The following is a 17341-nucleotide window of genomic DNA, read 5'->3' on the forward strand; positions in this document are numbered from 1 at the left end:
CGCACGATGGCGGGGCCGACAGGGGCGTCCGGGCGGGACCGGCGCGGGGAAGAGCGGCCGTCAGGCGGCCGTGCGCTCGTAGAGCGACAGGCGGGCGAGCGAGCGCGCGCGGGCACTCTCGTCGATCGCCGGCGGCGCCTCGGTCAGCGCCTTTGGTGCCTTGTCGTAGACGCCGAGGTTGAAGGCGCGCGCACTGGCCTTGGTCGCGGTCGTCGGCATGATCCGGTCGCAGAAGCCGGCATCGACCGCCTCCTGCGCGCCGAACCACGTCTCCGCCTTCATCCAGGCGACGATCTCGTCGGCCGACTTGCCGGACTTGCCGGCATAGGCGTCGACGATCGCGCTATCGACCTTGTCGAGCAGGTCCGCGGCGTCGCGCAGGTCGTCGGCGTTGCCCATCATCCACGTCCAGCCCTTGTGGATCATGTAGAACCCGCCTTCGGCGATCTCGACCTCGCTGGCGGCGAGCGCCAGCACCGACGCCGCCGAGGCGGCAAGGCCGTCGATCCTTGCGGTGACGGTGGCGCTGTGCCCGACGAGCTGCGCCATCATCGCGCGGCCTTCGAACACGTCGCCGCCCGGGCTGTTGATGCGCAGCGTGATGTTGGGGGCGGTGATCCCGGCAAGCGTCTTGGCCAGATCGGCGGCCGACACGCCCCAGTAGCGGTCGATGACATCGTAGACGTAGATCGTCGCGGTATCGTTGGACACGTCGGCGCGGATGCCCTGACCCTTGCCCTGGTTCGCCTGCGCGAGGTTGAACAGCTTACGATGCATTCGCGGTGTCCTTGTCGTCGGCGAGCGCCGCATCCAGCGCCGGGTCGACCGGAGGTGCCGCGGCGGTTGCGCTGTCGGAGGGGGAATAGACGTCGTCGCCGCCCGGCCCGTTCTTCGGGGGCAGGTTGACCTTGCGGCGCGCCTCGTTCTGGCTGAGCCAGCCGGGCAGCTGGTTGCCGCCGAGCCCGGCGCGCAGGTAGGCGGCGATCGCCTTGCTGTCCCCCGAGAGCAGGAAATCGTCGTCCCACCACACGAAGAATTCGGGCGTCCGCGCACCGACGACCGGGAACAGCTTGCGGGTCCATTCGCCCGCGATCCGCACCTTGTGCGGCATCACCGTCCAGCGATCGAAGCCGATCGACTGCTGCTCGACCCCGGTGCCGAAATTGGAGGTGTTGGCGACCTCGCCCGCCATGTTCGGCGGCACGCCGAAGATCCGGCACACGTCGACCACCGAATATTGCAGCAGCTCGAGGAGCTGCGCGTCCTTGGCGGTGACCGCAACCCGCTTCCACTCCGCGCCATGTTCGAGGAGCAGCGGATTGTGCGCGTTCGCAACGCCGCGCGCCTTGTTGCGCAGATATTCCTTGAAGTCCCGCCGCTGGTCCCCGCTGACCGCTTCCTTGAACTGGAAATAGTCGTTGGTCATCAGCCCGCGCTCGAACTGGCCGGCCTCATAGTCGCGTGTCGCGAGGCTGATCCCGATCGACTGCGCGTGGTGCGAGATCGGCGACAACGCGCGGATCCCGTCGGGCGACAGGCCCGGCCCCTTGAAGTGGAGGACGTAGCTGGCGTGGTGATCCTCGGTCGACCCGTCCTCGTTGGTGAACCGGTACCAGATGTCGCGATTGAGCGAGCGGAAGGGCAGCACCTGCCACGGAAAGTAGAAGTCGACCGCGGTCATCGTGCCGTTGCGCGCCTGGCGGATCAGGCCGTAGCCGTTCCCGCGCAGCAACATCTGCACCGCGCTGTTCTCGACAAAGACCGCACCGGTCATCTCGGCATTGGGCTCGCGGTTCAGGAACCGGTCCATCGGGTGGCCGTGGACGCGGATGAAGTCGCCCTTCGGCGTCGAGCGGTAGACGCCCAGCTCCTGCGTCATCAGCGCGCCCGAGATCAGCGTCACGCAGCGCCAGACCGCGGTGCTGCGCATCGCCGTCTCGGGCGTCACGACCATCCCGGCCGCGCGCTGGCCGCCCCCGAACCATTCGACCATGTCGACCGGGTCGCCGCCGGTGATCACCGCCGTGCTGCTGGCGGCGTTGACCGTGCCGTTGCGGCGCGCCTCGGCCGCGGCGGCGCGGGGCGACAGGGTGTAACCTGCTACGCTCATGCGGCCTCCTCGGCGTCGGAGTCGTCGCTTTCGAGATCGACGAAATAGGAACCGGTGTAGCGATCGGCTTCCAGCTCGGCGCCGTCCGCCGCGCCTGCGCCCATCGCGCCGGTGACGATCCCGTCGATGCGGCCGCGTGAGCGCTTCTTGTTGAACGCCCGGTTCCTGAGCCCGTCGGTGTCGAACGCCGCGTTCGACGCGCACATGTAGGTGACCGGGGATTGGTCGATGACGATCGTGCCGTTGAGGATCCGGTCCTCGAACCGCTCGATCGAGCGCGGCATGCAATATTGCCTGTCCTCGAACACGACGCGGGTGCCCTGCGCGTGGCGGACCAGCTTCAGCCCGGTGCCCGCCGGCTTGTCCGGCCCCTCGTAGACCCACACAGGCAGCCCGACGAGCTTGCACGCCTCGAGAAAGTCGGCGAACTGCGCCGGGTCGAACACCAGCTCCTGGACGTTCTGCCCGGCGGCCAGCTCGGCGACGCGCGCGGCCGGGAAGGTCTTCTCGATCGTCGGCCCGTCGACCGCGGTCAGATATCCCGCCTCGACCCAGTCCTGATACGGTGCCTGGTCGGCGGTGGCCCGGTCGTCGAGCCCTTCGCTGGTCGTCCAGTACCAGGTCTTCTGCCACAGCACCCCGGCACCGTCCCGCCACGTGCAGGTGAGCGCCGTGAGATCGTTCTTCTGGCTGAGATCGAGGCTCAGCCAGCACGGGCAGCCCTTGAGCGCCGCCATGATCTCCGCGTCGACCGGCTGGAGCACCGCCGCCCATTTGTCCTCGCGGATCCAGAAGTCGGCCGCGCCGGTCGCGATCCCGAAATAGAGCCGCTTGACCGACGCCGCGGTCGACAGCCGCGTCTGCGCAGTCGCCACCTCCTCGCGCAGGTTCTGGATCGGATAGGTGATCCCGAGCGCGGGCAGCGCCTTCGGCCAGCATGTCTCGTCGGTGAAGACCGTGTCGTGATCGCGCTTGTCGACCCGCGCGACGAACGCGAATTGCGTGTCGTCCTTCACGTCGCCCTTCGCGATCGCGATCGCGGTGTTCGAGTAGGACGTGCCGACCAGCTGCGACGTCGCCGGCGTGTTGGTCCCCATCACCATCATCGCGCTGCCCGCGACCTTGGTGATCGCGCGCCGCCAGATCTCGATCTGCGCGTCGGTGGTGAACTCGTGGATCTCGTCGGCCAGCACCATCCGCGGCCGCGGCCCCGATTGCGCGGTGCCGCCAGCGAGCGGGAGGAAGAACGACTGCGAGCCGGGATGCTCGATCTTCCAGACGTTGTCGCCTTCGCCGCGCAGCAGGACGTGACCCTGGCTCTCGAGCGTCTCGTCCTCGTCGTAGCCCGGGATCTGCGCGCGGCACATTGCGAACGCGTCCTTGAAGAGCACGTTCGCGGTCTGCTTGTTGGCGGCGATCGAGTAGATCTGCGCGCGCGGAAACCCGCACCAGCCGAGCGCATAAAGCCCGAGCCCCGCCATCATCGGCGACTTGGCCTGACCCTTTCCCGTCTCGACAAACGCGTTGCGGAAGCGCCATCGCCCGTCCGCGTTGACCCAGCCCATCAGCGACCCGACGCAGAAGGTCTGGTACGGGAGCAGGTGGAACGGCTTGCCCGCGGCCGGGCCGTCGGTGATCGTGAACACCGACGGGAAGAAGTCGAGCGCGCGCTGCGCCAGCTTCGGTCGCCAGAAGTAACCGCGCCGTTCGGCGTCGCGCAGGTCGCGCAGGTGCCGCTCGGCGGCGTGGCGGACCAGATCCCCGGTGACGAAGTCGCCGCGGACCGCCGCCTGCGCCCAGGCGGTGGCCGGGTCGACCGACCGCGCGCTACCCTTGCGGGCCGAGGAACGCATCGGCGCCCGCGGTCCGCGTGCGCTGCCTGGCGACCTTCGCCACCTTTCCGCGGCGTCCGGGCGACAGACCGAGCTGCGCTTCGAGCCGCTCGGCGGTGTTCTCCGCCTCGCGCATCGCCTTGTAGTGGATCGACAGGCGCGCGATCGCCTTCGGATTGTCCTTCGCCGGCTCGTCGACGATCCCGCCGGCGCCGACCGCGACCGAGCAGCGGTCGTAGACCAGATAGGCCATCACCAGCCGTTGCAGCGCGTGGCCGTTCGACGACGACAAGATCTCGCGCGCGGTCATCTCGACGACCAGCCGCCGCCAGTGCCCGGCGGCGACGATCCGCTCGGCCGGGCTGTTGAGCAGCGCTGCCCAGTCCGGTTCGGAGACGATGCTCTGATCCACCGGCGGCACAACCGCTTTCGTGCGGGAGCGGGACGTTTTCGCCATCGACGACCCCCGATCTTTTTACTCTGAAAACCCTCCCGCAGCGTACGGAGGGTGGGCCCGGTGTCCGGCAAGGGGCGTCGGGCACTTTCGACCCCCCGGGGGCGCGCCAGGTGAACCCGCTTGGCTCCAGGCATGGTCAGCGCCGGTCGGGCGACCAGATGCGTTGACGCCGCGCTCTCCCGACCAAGTCTGATGCCCGAACTGCTCGGCGGTGACCTTGCGGCTATGCTCGGCGCACACGTTGCGGGTGTTGTCGTCCTCGTCGCTGCCACCGTGGGCGAGCGGCACGATGTGGTCGACGATCGTCGCCTCGGTCGTCCGCCCGTCGGCGAGGCACAGCTCGCAAAGGCCGTTGGTTCGTCGTAGGCGCCGCTGGCGCTGGCGCTGGCCAGCGCGCCCGCGGAGCCGCTGGGTCAGCCGACCGCTGCGATGTCGAGCGGGATCGCGCGCCAAGCCGCGTCGGGAGCGTCGCGCTCGTAGAACCGCACGTAGGAGCGAGAGCCAATCACCCGGATGCTCTCGCGAATGGCATTCATGGCGCGCTGCCAACGCTCGTCCGCAATCTCGACGCGCAGCAGCATGAACAGCTCGGCGCGGTTGATCTGGCCTTCCTTGTCGACCGAAAACACCCGGTTCACCAGCGCGCGCAGCTCGGCCCCGCTGCCCGCCGCCCACTCGGCCAGGCACTCGTCGATCAGCCCCTTCGCCGCCTGCAGCTCCGGCCCGAACTCGAGGATGTCGGACACCTGCACCTGCACCTTGCGACAGCCATCGTAGGACGTGAGGGTGATGTTGCCCTTCTTGCCGCCGATCGCCGCATCATACTCCTGCGCCAGCAGCGCCTGAAACTCACCGACGCTGGTGAAGGCCATCTCCTTGAACCGCTTCAGCCGCGCCGACAGCGCCGCTGCCGTGTCGGTAGCCTTGCGCACCACTTCGTCCATCAGCAGGTCGGTGGCCTTCACCGCCGCCAGCGGCACCAGCGCCCCCTTGGCGTCACGCAGGTAGGGCTGACCCGCAACGTCGATCGCAGCGGGATGCACACGCGGCGCGGTCATGCGGCCACGCCCGGCTGAACGGCCGCGACGATCGGCGCGACCGGCGTCGAGGCGACTGCAGGCAGCTGCGCCGCCCAGGCGCGCAGCGTGGCGAGCGGCACGCCGACCAGCGCGTTGCCGGGGTTCGGTGAAGCGAGGATGTCGGCCAGCGTCTTCATCAGAACATCGCACCCTTCCCGTCGGCGGTGACGAACAGCGGGGCCGCGCGCGGGGTCGGCGAGCGGAAGACCGCACGCAGCTCGCGCGCGATGGCAGTCGCCGTTTCCTCGAGCTCGTCGAAGTCGGCGGTGGATGTTGCCAGCCGCGCCCGGTGGATCAGCTCGTCGAAGCGCGGTGTGAAGCGTTCGAGCTGATCGGCCACGGTCGGGCGCGGCCGTAGCGCCGCGCAGGGGACGCGGCGCTGCTGCGCAGGGAGGCGGTTCACCGGGGGATGGGTCATGGCGACCTCCACGAAAAAGCCCGTTAGCGCGGTGGCGTAGCGGGCTCCGGGCGCAGTTGTGGCGGGGTCGTTCGTGCCGTCGTCACGACCGTTTCGCACCGTGACCTTTGGGGCACTGCCCACAAGGTCACCCCCGGTCAGCGGGCACGCCCCCATTGGTCGAGCGCCTCGACCAGCAGCCGGCGCGCGCGGCGGTCGGACATGCGCCACCGCCGCGCCGCGGTGCCAAGCGCCATGCCGTCGACGATGATCGCCAGCATCATCGCGGCGAACGGCCCGACGCGCGAGCGCCAATCGGTGTAGCGCCGCTCCAGAATGACCGCGGCGAGGCGCTCGGCCGCCGCAGCGTTCGCGCCGCCGCCCGAGCCGCGCGGCTCGAGCTTCGCGATGCGCACCGCCACGTCGGCGGTGATCCGCTCGTGCGCGGCGACGATCAGCTCGGCCGCAGCCGCCTGATGCGCGTCGATCGCGCCCGAGCGTTGCAGCCGCGCGAGCGTGCCGTCGATCTTCGCGGCGGCCGCGGCGCGGGCGTGCGTCTCGGGCGTGCCCTGCTTGTGCGACCAATCCTCGCGCAGCTGGACGCGCTCCTCGATCCCCGGCGCGAGCCGGATCACAGGTGCCTTCGTCTTCTTCCGTTTGCTGGTCAGCTTTCGGCGCGGCCGCGGTGCGCCCAGCACGAGATGCGTGATGCGCTGCTGTTCGCGCTCGGCGGTGCTAAAGGCGGGCAGCCCCGCCGCATTCCGATCCGTCATGATGCTCCCCGGCTGATTTGTCGGGGATCTGCGCAAGAATGGCGATGAGGGGCAGATGACCTTGAGGGCACGGCTCGCCCGCGCTGACGATCAGCCCTTCGCGCCGCAGCTCCTCGAGCACCAGCTCGCGCGCGAGCCCGGGGATGCTGATGCCGCGCTGCGCGCCTGGCACGCGCTCGATCGCCTTCACCGCGGCGAGCTGGTGGACCAGCGCCTTCGCGCGCGTCTTGCTGACCCCGAGCGCGAGGCGGATGTTCTCGATCGAAGGGCTATGGCCGTGGCGCACGATGTACGAACGAATGAAGTCATACGCTTCCTGTCGCCGGCCCGTGGGGCGGTCACATTCGACAGTCAACGCGATCGGAACGCCCATGACCAGAGGATAGTAGAATTCGCGATAAGCTGAAAGTGAGGCGTAATGGACCAAGGCGGAGAAGCCCTCTGCCTCGTTGACATTTTGCCGTCAGATTTCGGTCCGATTTGCAACTAAGTACCCGTGCCGTTTCCGTACGTGAGTCCCTATTTTGAAGGCGATCCGAATGGGTTCAGATCGTGACAACGGTTTGCACTTGACCCATAGCCGCAACGCTTGCGCGTACCTCGGCGTATAGATCGGCCTCGGTTTGCTCCGCGTCGATCTCAACAACCAGTGCAAAGCGCGCCTTCGGTAGGGTGCTTTTAAGTAAAGTCTTATTTTTCCACCAACCAGCCACTGGATGAATAGCGATCAGGTTCCGGCGCGCGAGATCGGATGCTGCGCAAGTTAGTTCATCTATATGTAGGGAGCCCACGTCCCTCCTGACGCTTCCATAATTCCAGCTGTCATCCTCCTCACTCGTTAATCCTTCGACTGGATCTGCAAGCTTGCTGATACGAGCAAGAAATTGATCAGCCTTTTCGCCCGCGCGATTAAGCTTGAAGCGGAGGTTGTGCGAGGCGTAGCGATAGCGGGAACCTCGCGCTGCCTCGGAGGGATTTGGCGCAACAAATGAACTTAACGCAACACGAAGCGTCACACGCGCGCTGGCTAGCTTACGAAGCTCCTCGACCGGCCACGGAAGCTCAAAAAGCAACATCTCCTTGTGAACATCGCTTCCGGTCGCCTCTGAAAGGCCGTATGGAGTAATTTCATCTTGAACTATCAGAGTCAGCGCATTTGAGGCGCTGCGTCTAGCACGCGCTAAATCCGGTACGCCAAATCCATAGCGCCGGAATAAGGATGCGTACGCTCCTTTCAACGGACTTGTCGGCAAATGCGACTTCATTTGGTTAGTCCAGCGCGCTGAGCTGACGTACAAGGCACGAATAGTCTCAGGCCAGAGTTCGGGATAGTCCGACCATAGCTGAGTGATTTGGCGCGCAGCTAAAGCTGCCGCGGCGCTCGTGTCCCCAAATAAGCTAAATGATCTAAGCGGGTACCGGTGACTTGTCGTTAGTAGCGACAGAGCGCTATGCGACATCGGCGGCTTACCAGAGGTCCAATTACCACCCTCCATCACGATATCGGGCTTGAGCGGCCACTGCGACGACCACGAGGCCGTGCGAGAAACTGGCGAAAGATCCCCAAAGGGCGCTAAAGGGGTGTCCTTTTCACCGGCGGGCATGAACGTTTTCTCGGTGAATGCGCCCACACATATGGCGTTCCACGCTTGCGCGGGTGATTCAAGTTCACTGTCGGCGTGATCGCATACATCCAGGTAGTGCTTGGTGCCGAACCTGCTGGCGTCATTATTACCAGCCGAATTAAGGATTAGCCGTTTATTGCCTTGAAGGCCCGAGACTCCGGCGGCGAGCTGATCAATTTCAGTGGACCAAGAGGTTGGTGCGCCATCATGAGGCATATCATCGCTGGTAGTTGTTGCGAACGCAAAGGTTCTACGTCTAGCGGTCACTTCGACAGCATTTACACCGTCTCGAGTTACAGCTCCCAATAAATAATGCGGATTGAAGTCTGCATCAGGGAATATCTTAACCGACTCCAATCGGTAATTGATAGATATCGGAAGAGTATCTTGAAGCCGTGAGGTAAGATCACCAAAAACAGCGAGCCCGGCAAGCGCCGTTCCGTGTCCCTTGATGTCCTCCAAGGCCCAAGCCGGATTTGCCGCATGCCGATCGCCTGGCGCGAGCAGCGGTTGAACGAGAGGATGAGCTCTACTGACGCCGGTGTCCATCAATGTGAGGAAACCAGTATCCGCTTCACCGGGCCAATTTGTGCGCCGCGCTAGGTCAGTTACCCAATCGGCCTGATCGACGGCTTCGAGTTCGTCGAAATAGGCCGCGGTGACAGAAGGTGCCGCCAGAGCGCGCACTGCGCCTGTTCGCCGCACCGCAAGTGCAAGCTGTTCGCGCGACGCTTCACCGATTACGACGGTGTCTTCGGGGAATAGAAGGCGGTCGGCACCAATGACGACGCCGTCCTGCGTCGCTCGGGAAATGAAGGTTTCCACGAGTTCTGGCGCGAGCCAAATTTCCCAGTAAGCGCGAACTCCATTTTCAGGGAATTTGCTGTGCGGACCTCGCCAGAGTGCCCGTAAGCCGGCCTCTACGATCATGGCTAGGCTTTGCACTAGGTCAGCGTTCTTGGGCCGTCCGGGAGTGACTACACCATTTTTCTCCCTGTCAGGCGTGTCATCGGTGGCGAACTGCTCAACCTTTTTTCGGAGCTTCTCAATGCCTTTCGCGGTTGCAAATACCGTGGCAACTTCAGAAGGTATTTCGCTATCAAGTGCCCGGGCGACGCGGAGTAGTTCAATCCCGCTCGAGTCGAGGCTATCCCGCTTAAGCTTTTCGCCAGCCCGACTCTCGATTTGTAGGTAGAGGCCGGGAGATGCTGCAGAGACGGCTGGTAAAGCGTCAATGGCACCTAGAAGAGCTTGGGCATGTGCCGCGCGATCGCGAACGTCACTCGATGACTTCCCGCCGCCGCCTACTTTTGACCGGAATGGACGAGACGCGCCGATTCCCTGCAGAACGAAGTGAGGTAGGTCGCGTGCCATCAACGCCTCTTCCTAATCCCTGCAACGAGCGGCGGCGTTCCAGCGACCCCAACAAGTCAGTTGTTGTAATCTGTTCGCAATCCCCAAGGACCGCCCTCCGCGCCGCATCCTCTGCGGCTGCCACTACATCTGCTGTTGACAGACCAATTGCGCAATCCGTCACCTTCTTCCACGATAAATTCGTGGTTTGAAACCCGATCAGCCGTCGCTCTAATGCCTGCCTGATTGAAGCCTCGTCAGGTAATTCGTACGATAGGACGAGGTCGAACCGTCGCAGTACCGCGCGATCAAGAATTTCTGCGAGATTGGTTGTAGCGATGACAAGGGATGGCCCAGAGTCCTCGTCAAGAAACTGCAGAAATGAATTTAGTACGCGGCGCGCCTCTCCGACGTCGTTTCCGTCGCCACGGGCGGCTGCAAGGGCATCAATCTCGTCAAATAAATAGACGCCGCGAGTCGTTTTAATTGATTCGAATACGAGTTTCAGCTTCTGAGCCGTCTCGCCCATGAATTTGGTGATGAGCCCATGCAACATCACGGTAAAAAGGGGAAATTTCAGCTCGCCTGCTAACCCGTGCGCGCTCAGTGTCTTGCCTGTGCCAGGAGGTCCGGACAGCAAGATGCGGCGTCGGGGTCTTAGTCCTTTGCTCTCGAGCTTTTCGCGGAGCTTCTGCTCAACAACAATGTGAGCAAGCTCATCCTCAATAAGCTCCGGCAGAATAACGTCTTTTAGCCGCTCAGAGGGATATGAAGCCGCTAAAAATTGCGCCAAGTCACCCCGTGGGGCGGAAATCGGGGTTAGGTTAGAGAGAGGCTTTGTCGGACGTTGACCGGCTTCGGCCCACAGGCGCAGTTGCTCTGCTAAGCGGGTATGCCCCTTCTGGTCCTCGGCCGCAGACAACTGCATCGCAAGATCGAAAAAACGATCGGCATCGCCTTCGGCGTGGCTCTTGATGAGCCCGATCAGTTGTTGCGCAGATGCCATAACCACCATGTATCGCGGGAACACCGCAGATACACCCCCCTCTTGCCCGCCTGTAACCTAATCTCGACTAAATTATGAGGAAAATCGCAAATCGCGACCAACTTGCTCAGCAGAAACCGGCCGCCGCAAGCCATCTCGTTCATGGCCCCACATGACGGGACAGAGGCGGAGGCGTCCTCCGCCCCGGTCAGCTCTTCTCCTCAGGCGAGAAGGCGAACCAAAGCGATCGCACCCGCGTAATACCCGCCGTTCGGTGTTCCCGTTCACCGCCACCCGCCCCGTATCAGCGCGAGTACCGGTTCCACCTGACCGCAGTGCCGGCCGCTATCGCGTCTCAGGGCAGCGATCGATCATTCTCAGCTCGATCGTCTGTAGGAGTAGCGCCGATCCTCTTAACCGAGCTGCACCGCCAGCCGACCAGACTCGATCCGATCGTTCAAGCGTCTGACGAGTGCGTCAAACGGCATCGGCCGATCGATGAAATAGCCTTGTGCATAGTCGCACGAGACGGAGCGAAGAAACGCTAAATTCTCGGCATCCTCGATCCCCTCGGCAACCACCTTCAGGCCCAGTGCGTGGGCGAGCTCAATGGTGGAGCAGACAAGTTTGGCATCGCTTTCGCGCTCATGAGCGTATTGCACGAAGCTGCGATCAATCTTGAGCTCGCTCAGTGGCAATTCTCGAAGGTAGCTGAGCGTCGATTGCCCGGTGCCGTAATCGTCCATTGAAATGGCCACCCCGCGATTGCGGAAATGACGCAGCGTTGCTGTCGCGGTGGCCGGATCCGACATTGCAGCAGACTCGGTAACCTCGAAGATCAACCCGTCGGGCGCAATCGGCGCGCTATCAAGCAGCTTGTCCACCGCGGCGATGAACGCTGGAGAGTCGAGCAGCTTGGCGGAGATGTTGACCGCCGCCGTCACCTCGTGGCCGCAGGCGCGCCATTGTGCGGCATCAGCAATCACCTGTGCCAAGACGTGAAGGGTTAGTGGTCCAATCCGGTCCGTCTGTTCAGCCAGCGGAATGAAAGCACCCGGCGATACGAAACCGTGATCGGGGTGTCGCCATCGCACCAGCGCCTCGACGCTGGCGATCCGGTCGGTCGCGAGCGCAAGCTTGGGCTGATAATGCACCTCGATGTGCCCCGCGGCGATCGCCGCGTCGAGCTCACCCATCAGCGATACCGCATTCTCGACGCGTTGGCGGTTCAGGGCTGCGCGACGCCAGAATACGCCCGCCGAAGCGGCCTCGCCGGCCGCCAACGCTGCGGCGGCCATGTCACCGTCCTCAGCCACGCCAAGCGCGACGGCGACATCGACCTTACGCCCTGCAATTTCGACGGGCTGGAGCAGTAAGGTACGCAGGGTCGCCAGCACGTCCTCGACGATCTCGCGAGTCGGCATCAATAGCGCGAGCTGGTGGCTGCGAACGCGATAGACGATGTCGTAAGCGCTGCAGAGCCGCAGCCGCTCTGCGGTACGAACGATGCCCTGCGCGACCTGCGCGGCGTCGAACACCGCAGACAATTCTTCGAGATTGGTGAGCTGTACGACACACGCGACCCCTCCCCGGCCCCCGCCCTCGCTGGCCATCGCTCGCTGATTGGGCAGCCCGGTCGCTTCGTCATGCAGCCGCCCCTTGCGGAAACGGCGAAATATGTCTCGAGCGGCAAACAGGCCTCCCGCTGTAGACAGCATCAGCCAGCCAAGGCCGAGCGGAAAGTGGATCGCCAGCCAACGCTGCGCCGCCAGAACCACGACAGCCAGCGTGATCAGCCCGGCCGCGAAAATGCAGGCCGACACATCACGGCGACGCGCGCGGACACCTGGGATGCACAACAGCAAAGCCAGCGCGACGGTCGCCAGCGGCGTGCCGCGCGCCGGCACGCCGCGCAGCAGCGTCTCGGCGCCTAGCGCCTGGATGGTGACGCCGGGCAGAACACCACGCAAGGGCGCGGGGTAGCGATCCCCCATCTCGATTGCGGTCGCACCGATCAGGATGTTACGCCCTCGCACCATTGCAGGATCGAAGGCGCCGCGCTCGACCGCAACAAAGCTTAAGCGTGGGATCGTTGCGGGATTTATCGAGAAGTCGACCGGATATTCGGCGTCGGCCTCGCCAGCACGCGCCGCTATATAAGCTGAAAGCGAAGGTCGCGGGGTTCCCGCGGTGATCGTGGCAAGCGGCAGCGAGCGAACGAGCCCATCGACATCTGGCGAGAAGCTGACCGAAGCAAGCGCAGCATGCGCGCGAAACGCGCCAAGCGGCAAGGCGTCGAGCGTGCGGCGATCACCCGCCCCGGCCTGCTGACCGAACGTCGGCAAGGTCACCAAGCCCTCGGCGCGCTTAAGCGCTGCGGCGAAGGCGCGATCATCGTCCGGCTCAGAAGCGCTGGAGAAGTCGACGTCGAAGACGATAGTCGCCGCCCCCGCCGCACGCAGCTGATCAACTACTGCGGCGTAGTGACGCCGCGGCCATGGCCAGCGCCGAATTTCGGCGACGCTGCGTGCATCCATCTCGACGATTGCGACTTGCTGGCTGGCGGCGTGCGATTGGACCGCGAAACGTAGAGGCTCCAGCGCGCGCATGATCGGCCCGCCGATGTCAGGCAGCATCCCCGCCATGCCGACAAGCGCAGCGGCAAGGAGGATCAGTGCGTTGCTGGTCAGACGCATCAGAAGGCGCGAGCGACGCGCAGCGAGATACGCGGACGTCGATCACCGGTGTCAAACCGTACGTCGCCCAAGGGCAGCGCAGCCTCCGCCATCCAGTCGAACCGACCGGTGCCGATGCGCAATCCGACACCCGATGAGACGAGACTGCCCCCACCGGTGCCGCCGCCAAGATTGCCGACCACGCCCCCGTCTACAAAGGTGTAAAGCTGCCCGCGGTCGACGACGCTACCGGGAATTCGGCCGATGTCGGCGCGCAATTCGAGCGATCCCATCGCACCATGGTCGCCGGTCCGCTCGGCGTAATCATAGCCGCGCGCGAATGCCGGGCCGCCGAGGCCGATTTCCATTGCCGCAAGAAGTGGACGCGAGGCGAGCTGACCGGCGCTGGCGATGACGATGCTGAACGGCTTGGCGAGCCTTACTGTCCAATCGACCAGATAGGTTCCGGCTACGAAACGCGCATCGCCGTCGAAGCGCGAGCCGAGCAGCGAACCGGCGTGAGTAACGCCAGCGAACGGAAGTCCGACGAGCGCAGCTACTTCGCCACGCAGCGTTCCCCCGCCAAACGCCATATTACCGCCCACCGTCCCCGTGAGGGTTGCGATGCGATCACTGCGTAACCGCCGCCGCACGATGTCCTGGTCGGTTCCCAGGGCGCGGAGCTCGGCGGTCGCGAACAGGCTTCGGGTTCGAGTCCGCAGCAGCGGATATTGCAGCGAGACGGCCGCATCGGCGCTGCGACCGCGAACGTCGAGTGTTCTCAGGAAGCCACCGGGGCGCGTCCGCGCAAGTGACCCGGACGCCGAAAGAACCAGACCATCGTCGCTGATGATGGAGCTATAACGCGCCCGTGCGAAGGCAAACTCGCTTGGCTGGAACGGCGTCTGAGACACAATCACGGCCAGCTCGTCACCGTCGTTGAGCAGCGAGTGCAAGGTCGCAAGCGCCGTCGAGCGGATCGGGCCAACTTCCTTGCTGCCACGATTGTCAATCTGGACATAGCCGGACGCCCGGTCGGTCTCGATCGTCACGAGCAGGATCCCGAAGCCATCCTGTCGAACCAGCCGACTGTCGGTGACCCGGACGCCGGGCACGTCACCAACGAGCAACAGCGCTCGCTCGAGCTGCTTTTGCCGCACCGGCTGACCGGTGGCGAGCGCATTGCCGAGCATCCGATCCGCAGTCGCGCTGCGACCGCCAACAACGCGTACCGCGTCGATTTTGCCGAGATCGAGCGTCACGCGCAGCACGCCGTCGCTTTGTGCCTGTGCCGGCACACGCGCGGTGGCAAATGGATAGCCCTGCGCCCGCGCAACACCCGCGATAGCTCCGGCAAGCGCCGCGACCTGATCGCGGTCGAGCTGCTGCCCAATCACCGCTGTGATGGGAGCGGCAAATAGGGACGGTGCCAGCCGGTCACGCCCTTCAACGATCACCGCGCGCACAGCCCGCGTCAGTGCTGACGACGTGCCTGCCACCGCTGCCGCCGGTCCCGGGTGCGGAGCCGCGACCGGGCCTTGCGGCCCCTCCGCTGCAGGCAAGGTCTTCTCGATCAATCGCGGATCGGCCCGGTCAAGCGCGGTTTGCGCCTGCGCCCCTTGTGAGGCCAGCGCCACCAGCAGCGACCATCTTATTACACGCGTCATGCGATCCGATCCGGATGAAGGAAGCGGAGCAGTAACCGGCGAAAGATTGTTATTTGGTTGAGGGGGTTAGAATCAGGGTTACCATCAATTCAACCATGTCCAGTGTACGGCTCTAAACAATATTGCCGCCATGCGGAGCGCTGTTCGGGACGATTCTGGCCCGACCCCGGGGAGCTTATCATGCGTCGCACCTTGTTGGCCGTGCTGGCGACAACCTGTTCTGCCCCGGCACTAGCGGCGCCTGCGGGTTGGACGATCAGTGAAGCAAGCGGCGCAGTGACGATCGCGCGGTCGGGTGTCAGCACCATTGCGACGCGCGGAACGGCGGTCAGTGCTGGCGACGTGGTAACCACCGGCCCCGGCGGGCGAGCAGTGCTGGTGCGTGGCACCGAGTTCATGATGGTCGCACCATCGTCGCGCCTGCGCCTGCCCGCCGAGGCACAAGCGGCCGGGGTAACCCGCGTGGTGGAGGAGTTCGGCAACATCGTCTTCATGATTAAGAAGAAGATGACTCCGCACTTCGAGGTAAAGACGCCCTATCTGGCCGCCGTCGTGAAGGGCACGACCTTCTCGGTCGGCGTTTCCGATCAAGGCACCGCGGTACAGGTACTCGAGGGGGCGGTGGACGTTTCGACGCTCGACGGCGGCGCGCACGATCTGGTGACTCCCGGCGCGGTGGCGATGATATCCGCATCGAACCGGATGCGTATGACGATCGAGGACAACGGCCGCTCCCGCGTGATCGAGTCACCGTCAGCGGCCGCAACCGAGGAAGCGGCACCGACCGCGCCGGCTGCGTCTTCTGGCGAACCAGCGAGCGCCTCGCCATCCGTCTCGCCGGTCGGCGAAGCAGTCGCTGTCCCCGCGTCGAACGTAGACGCTCCGGTCATCGCGGCGTCAGCCGGTGAGGTCGCGGCTGTCGAAACCACCGCAGCACCGAACGAGACCGTGGAAGTGGCCAGTCTAGCCCCGGTGCTGGCGCAGGCGGTTTACGCGCCCGCTGCGTCGCTGACGACCACGACGGGCGGTCTCGTGTCCGGGTCGGTCGGCGGCGATGTCGCCGGCGTTGCCGCTGCGACGCGGCTTGCCACCGAAGCGGCGATCACAACGACACGCGTCGTGGAAGCGGCGACGGTGATCGTTGAGAAACAGTCTGCCACGCTTGCCGCCACGGAAGCTGCCGAAAAGATCAGCGTCAGCGCCGCGGCCGCAACGCAGGTCAAACTGGATGCGGAGCGCGAAGCGTCAGCCGCTGCTGCTGCCAGCGCAAGGGCCGCCGACGCAGCTGCCCGCGCGCAGGCCGAGCAAGAGCAGAGTGCCGCGGCAAGGATCGCAGCCGCCGCAGCGGCGGATCAGGCCGCCAGAGCCGCCGCTGCGGCCGCTGAGCAGGCCGCACAGGCCGAAGCAGCACGTCTTGCGACGGCCAGCGCACAGGCCCAGGCGGAGGCCGAGGCGGGCGTCGCGACGAAGCTTGCGCAGCAGCAGATGGAAGCCAATGCGCGTGCCTCCGCACAGGCGGCCGCACAGGCGCAGGCGCAGGCCCAAGCCGCTGCAGCACACGACGCAGAGGCAACGCGGCTGGCGCAGGCCGCACAAGCCGCCGCGACCATGCTTGCAACTCAGCAAGCGCAGCAAGCCGCCGCGCAGGAGGCGGCGCGAATGGCGTCGGAAATCGCCGCACGGCTTGAAGTCGAAGCCGGGCGTGCGAACGACCCCGCCGCACGCGCCGCCGCGGACAAGGCCGCGCGCGATGCTGCGAAAGCGGTCGCTGATGCGGCACGCGCCGCGGACGAGACCGAAAAGGTCAAGATGGACAAGGTAGCCCGCGACGCGGCGAAAGACGCTGCGGATCAGGTGGCCAAGGCGGCACGCGATGCAGAGCGCGCATCCAAGGACGCGGCCGACAAGGCCGCAGAAGCCGCCGCCCGCGAGGCGGAGCGTGCCGCGAAGGCCGTAGCCGACGCCGCCGAGCGCGCTACCAAGGCTGCCAGTGAGGCCGCCAAGGCAAATGCCGACAAGGCCGCGAAGGAGGCAGACAAGCTGGCGCGCGACAAGGACGCGGAGCAAGCAGCGAGGGACGCGGCGAAGGCGGCGGCCGAAGCGGATAGCGCCGCGCGCGACAAGGCTTCGAAGGAGGCCGAAAAGGCTGTCAAGGAAGCGGAAAAGGCAGCGACAAAGGCAGCCGAGGATGCTGCCAAAGAGCAGGAGAAGGCAGCGAAAAACGCGCAGAAGGCAGCGGAGGATGTGACGAAGCAGCTTGCCAAGGAAGCTGATGGCGTAATCAAGGGTGTCGGGAAGGGTGTCGAGAACGCGGCGGAAAAGATCAAAGATCTGCTGAAAGGTAAAGTTGGAGGATAACGGTCTCCCGCTACGCGCGTTGGCTCCGCC

General features: G+C 65.0%; 15 protein-coding genes. 1 reads left to right on the forward strand and 14 read right to left on the reverse strand.

Annotated elements, in window-relative coordinates:
- Positions 1-60 precede the first annotated feature (60 nt).
- The 14 genes from FHS97_RS16070 to FHS97_RS16135 form a co-directional block, all read right to left on the reverse strand.
- Positions 61-777, reverse strand: coding sequence for a head maturation protease, ClpP-related (locus FHS97_RS16070; protein ID WP_184040409.1), 717 nt, complete (start codon positions 775-777; stop codon positions 61-63).
- Positions 767-2110 carry a phage portal protein gene (locus tag FHS97_RS16075; RefSeq protein WP_184040412.1) on the reverse strand — a complete coding sequence of 448 codons (1344 nt, stop codon included), beginning with the start codon at positions 2108-2110 and terminating at the stop codon, positions 767-769. The genes FHS97_RS16070 and FHS97_RS16075 overlap by 11 nt, the downstream gene beginning before the upstream one ends.
- Positions 2107-3963 carry a terminase large subunit gene (locus tag FHS97_RS16080; RefSeq protein WP_184040415.1) on the reverse strand — a complete coding sequence of 619 codons (1857 nt, stop codon included), beginning with the start codon at positions 3961-3963 and terminating at the stop codon, positions 2107-2109. The genes FHS97_RS16075 and FHS97_RS16080 overlap by 4 nt, the downstream gene beginning before the upstream one ends.
- Entirely contained in the window at positions 3938-4354 is a 417-nt protein-coding gene (locus FHS97_RS16085) for a P27 family phage terminase small subunit (RefSeq protein ID WP_343053478.1), read from the reverse strand. The genes FHS97_RS16080 and FHS97_RS16085 overlap by 26 nt, the downstream gene beginning before the upstream one ends.
- 63 nt (positions 4355-4417) lie before the next feature.
- A complete protein-coding gene (locus FHS97_RS16090) occupies positions 4418-4852 on the reverse strand; it encodes an HNH endonuclease (RefSeq protein ID WP_246346729.1) in 435 nt (144 codons plus the stop codon).
- Complete coding sequence (locus tag FHS97_RS16095; protein WP_184040421.1) at positions 4813-5457, reverse strand: DUF3164 family protein; 645 nt, start codon at positions 5455-5457, stop codon at positions 4813-4815. The genes FHS97_RS16090 and FHS97_RS16095 overlap by 40 nt, the downstream gene beginning before the upstream one ends.
- Positions 5454-5615 (reverse strand): hypothetical protein, encoded by a 162-nt coding sequence (locus FHS97_RS16100; protein WP_184040424.1) that lies wholly within the window; start codon positions 5613-5615, stop codon positions 5454-5456. The genes FHS97_RS16095 and FHS97_RS16100 overlap by 4 nt, the downstream gene beginning before the upstream one ends.
- Positions 5615-5896, reverse strand: a complete 282-nt coding sequence (locus tag FHS97_RS16105) for a hypothetical protein (RefSeq protein ID WP_184040426.1) — start codon at positions 5894-5896, stop codon at positions 5615-5617. The genes FHS97_RS16100 and FHS97_RS16105 overlap by 1 nt, the downstream gene beginning before the upstream one ends.
- 137 nt (positions 5897-6033) lie before the next feature.
- Positions 6034-6648, reverse strand: coding sequence for a hypothetical protein (locus FHS97_RS16110; protein WP_184040428.1), 615 nt, complete (start codon positions 6646-6648; stop codon positions 6034-6036).
- The gene (locus FHS97_RS16115; RefSeq protein ID WP_246346730.1) at positions 6611-7021 is read right to left on the reverse strand and encodes a LexA family protein; all 411 of its coding nucleotides are present in this window, start codon (positions 7019-7021) and stop codon (positions 6611-6613) included. Before FHS97_RS16115 ends, FHS97_RS16110 begins: the two co-directional genes overlap by 38 nt.
- A 172-nt stretch (positions 7022-7193) precedes the next feature.
- The gene (locus FHS97_RS16120) at positions 7194-9647 is read right to left on the reverse strand and encodes a S8 family peptidase (RefSeq protein ID WP_184040434.1); all 2454 of its coding nucleotides are present in this window, start codon (positions 9645-9647) and stop codon (positions 7194-7196) included.
- A complete protein-coding gene (locus FHS97_RS16125) occupies positions 9553-10632 on the reverse strand; it encodes an AAA family ATPase (RefSeq protein ID WP_184040437.1) in 1080 nt (359 codons plus the stop codon). Before FHS97_RS16125 ends, FHS97_RS16120 begins: the two co-directional genes overlap by 95 nt.
- Before the next feature lie 392 nt (positions 10633-11024).
- Entirely contained in the window at positions 11025-13307 is a 2283-nt protein-coding gene (locus tag FHS97_RS16130; protein WP_184040440.1) for an EAL domain-containing protein, read from the reverse strand.
- Complete coding sequence (locus FHS97_RS16135; protein ID WP_184040443.1) at positions 13307-14953, reverse strand: ShlB/FhaC/HecB family hemolysin secretion/activation protein; 1647 nt, start codon at positions 14951-14953, stop codon at positions 13307-13309. The genes FHS97_RS16130 and FHS97_RS16135 overlap by 1 nt, the downstream gene beginning before the upstream one ends.
- A 180-nt stretch (positions 14954-15133) precedes the next feature.
- Between FHS97_RS16135 and FHS97_RS16140 the strand changes: the two genes are divergently transcribed.
- A complete protein-coding gene (locus tag FHS97_RS16140; protein WP_184040446.1) occupies positions 15134-17311 on the forward strand; it encodes a FecR domain-containing protein in 2178 nt (725 codons plus the stop codon).
- The last annotated feature ends 30 nt before the right edge of the window (positions 17312-17341 follow it).

This window comes from Sphingomonas endophytica, from assembly GCF_014199415.1.
In the GTDB taxonomy this organism is placed as follows: domain Bacteria; phylum Pseudomonadota; class Alphaproteobacteria; order Sphingomonadales; family Sphingomonadaceae; genus Sphingomonas; species Sphingomonas endophytica.